This window comes from Pseudomonas sp. P135 (assembly GCF_020312125.1).
GTDB lineage: Bacteria > Pseudomonadota > Gammaproteobacteria > Pseudomonadales > Pseudomonadaceae > Aquipseudomonas > Aquipseudomonas fragariae.
On sequence record NZ_JAGPYR010000042.1, the window covers coordinates 1 to 3,218 of the forward strand.

The 3,218-nt window shown below is 53.6% G+C and carries 1 protein-coding gene and 2 pseudogenes; 2 read left to right on the forward strand and 1 reads right to left on the reverse strand.

The features are described 5' to 3' along the window. On the forward strand, nt 1–1,586 hold a 1,586-nt coding region (locus tag KBY08_RS26175), incomplete at its 5' end, for an RHS repeat domain-containing protein (protein WP_225651318.1). 126 nt (nt 1,587–1,712) lie between these two features. On the opposite strand, the pseudogene KBY08_RS26180 reads toward KBY08_RS26175, so the two are convergent. After that, a pseudogene (locus tag KBY08_RS26180) lies at nt 1,713–1,885 on the reverse strand (mannose-1-phosphate guanylyltransferase/mannose-6-phosphate isomerase); the annotation flags it as partial. A 63-nt stretch (nt 1,886–1,948) separates the two neighbouring features. On the opposite strand from KBY08_RS26180, the pseudogene KBY08_RS26185 reads away from it, so the two are divergent. After that, nucleotides 1,949–3,218: pseudogene (locus tag KBY08_RS26185) on the forward strand (hypothetical protein); the annotation flags it as partial.

A 3,218-nucleotide genomic window follows, 5' to 3' on the forward strand; every position in this document is an offset into this window, starting at 1 on the left:
CCCATACAGGCGCGCAGTCCCATTCGCGAACGCTGGTGACTGCGCGTTACAGCAACCGCAGTCTGCCGGTGATCAATGACCATATACCCGGTGAAGCTGAAATTGCTGCAGCCTTCGACGCCAATGGCAATTTGCTCGCCCTGCAAGCCGGGCAAGATCTGAGTTGGGATCGACGCAACCAGCTGCAGCAAGTGCGTCCAGTGGTTCGTGAATCCGGCAATGATGACAGCGAACGCTACAGCTACGACGCCAGCGGCCAGCGCCTGCGCAAGGTGCGTACCACGCAGGCCAAAACCATTACCCATACGGCCGACGTGCGCTACTTGCCAGGGCTGGAAGTGCGCACCGATAGCGTCACTGGCGAAACCCTGCACGTTGTTGTGGCCCAGGCCGGTCGCAATAACGTGCGCGTGCTGCATTGGGCGTCTGGAAAGCCCGACGTGCTTGAAAATGATCAGACTCGCTACACCCTGAACGACCACCTGGGGTCCGGCACGCTGGAACTGGACGGGCAGGCGCAGCGTGTCAGTCAGGAAAGTTATTACCCGTTCGGCGGCACGTCATGGTGGGCGGGGCGCAGTGCGATCGAGGCGAGTTACAAGACCGTGCGTTACTCGGGCAAGGAACGCGATGCGACGGGGCTTTATTATTACGGGATGCGGTATTACGCGCCGTGGTTGCAGCGCTGGATCAATCCGGACCCGGAGGGCGTTGAAAGCGGTTTGAATTTTTTTAATTTCAGTGCCAACAGCCCGATTGTGTTTGTCGATATCGGCGGGTTGACACCATTCCCTTTTGAAAAACTAAATAATCCGAAGGTATTGGCAGCAATCCGCAGCGGCTCCTATTTAGAGGCTCAAACTCTAGCTCGTGATGCGCGAGCTTTCAACGATGTAGCATCGATAAATGAGTGGCTGGTTTCATTGATGAGGGTTACAAAAATAAGTGATGCCAAAAGATTTGATAATAGGCTTAATAATACGCTATTGACAATGGATGTGCCGGATAGCAGTATTAAGTTAATCATTAAAAAAGTAAATTTTAGTACGGGCGCTCAGCGTGAGGAGTTGGCTTTTATAGTAAGTCATAAATTAAAGCTAAACCTTGTTCCTCCCACCATCGCCAAGGCAAAAATAGCGGTTCAGCAAATGATCGTAGGTGGGAAAAAAAACACAACTTCGGGAGTTAAGTTTCCGGAAGATGCCAAATTTTTTTACTACCTGGTGAATCAAATAGATGACAATTCAGGTAATCAACTTTGGCGGCAGGACGGCAGTGTGTATCTGATAGATCACGAATCGACGTTCTCAACAATAAACAATCAGGCGTACACGCTTGAAAATATAGACCTTCTGAGCGTTTTTGATGTGGACCGATGGGCCGCATTTAACAGTATTGGAGGGGAGGAGTGGCGGAAGATTATTGCTCAGTCGGGTTCGACATTGAAGGACACGGAAATAGACGCTTTTTTACACCGTGTTGCACAAACAAAAATTTCTGTGCAAAAACATATTGATCAAGGAACGGCTTCTTTTGGGAAAAAGCGAAGTCTTATGCAGCGGGTGCTTAATAAAAAAACCGCCTGATAGCGTTTCTACTACGCGGTGAAGTTTGAGAATGAAATAAATTAAAAACCCTCAACACCTCTCTGTGCATATCAATATACACAAAGAGCCGTTGAGGGCTGTCTCACTTGCAGCTAAAAGCGTCTGTTAGCGAGCGATAGTCTGGGTCTTCACACCCGCTTCCAGCGCGTTCGAACGACCGTAGCTATCTTCGAAACGCTCGATATCGTCTTCGCCCAGGTAGCTACCCGATTGCACGTCAATGATTTCCAACGGGATCTCGCCCGGGTTGTGAGTCTATGTGCCGAGTCAATCGTGATGGTTTCAAGCTGAAAAAGTATTCAGTGCACTACCTGGCAAGTCGGATCAAGGATGACTGAACCATGAATGCTACGAGCGCTGTCCTGCACCGTTACACCCCGCATCTACAGGTGGTAGATCCGCGTCGGCTGCTGACCGGTTCAGTCGTGTTCTGCCGTCTGAAGCCTGCTGAAGAACCGCAGGCCAGGCACAGTCATACGGCCTTTGATGTCGCGGGTCGTCCGTCGATGAGCTGGGATCCGCGCCTGTGGGCTGATCGGGCACCTGCCAATCTCAGCGTCATTCATTCGCTCAGCGGTCAGGTTCTGGCCAGCGACAGTGTGGACGCGGGCTGGCGGGTGTTGTTGGCGGGTGAGGCCGGGCAGGTGCTGGAGGCCTGGGATGGCCGGGGCATTGTGCGACGTACTGAGTACGATGCGCTGCTCAGGCCCACCGAAGTTTTTGAAGATGAGCACTGCGTTGAGCGCTTGCTTTATGGCGGCCCTGACTCGACCGCATATAACCAGTGCGGTCAGTTGATTCGTCATGATGATCCGGCAGGTACGCGGCTTGACGATGCGTATGGTCTTTCGGGAAGTGTTATTCGTCAAACGCGGCGCTTTCTGCACTCTGCCAATGAGCCTGACTGGCCCGCGTCGCTGGCCGGGCGTGATGCCTTGCTGGAACCCGGCGACGGCGCAACCACCTGCTGGCACTACAACCCGTTGAACGAAACAATTCGGCAAATCGATGCGCAGGGCAATGTTCAGTTGCTGGATTACACCGTTGCGGGGCAGTTGAAAAACAGTCGTTTGCAACTGAACTGTCAGGCTGAACAGGTTTTGGTCAGTGCCATTCAATACGACGCGCAGCAGCGGGTGGTGTCGGAAACGGCTGGCAATGGTGTGATCAGCACGGCGCTCTATGCCACTGAAGACGGTCGTCTGCTGGCGTTGAGTGCCAGACGGGCCGATGGGCTGATGCTGCAGGACTTGCTGTACGACTACGACCCGGTCGGTAATGTCATCCGTATCGAGGACCGCGCTCAGTCAACGGCTTATAACCGCAATCAGCGCATCGACCCTGTTTCGGCCTATGGCTACGACACGCTGTACCAACTGATCGAAGCCACAGGTCGGGAATCGGCGGTCGTCAATCACGGTCCGGTGTTTCCGGGTTTTCAAAGCCCTGCCGACCCTGCGCAACTGGCCAATTACACCCAGACCTACCGCTACGACGCGGGTGGCAACCTGCAACAGCTTACCCATACAGGCGCGCAGTCCCATTCGCGAACGCTGGTGACTGCGCGTTACAGCAACCGCAGTCTGCCGGTGATCAATGACCATATACCCG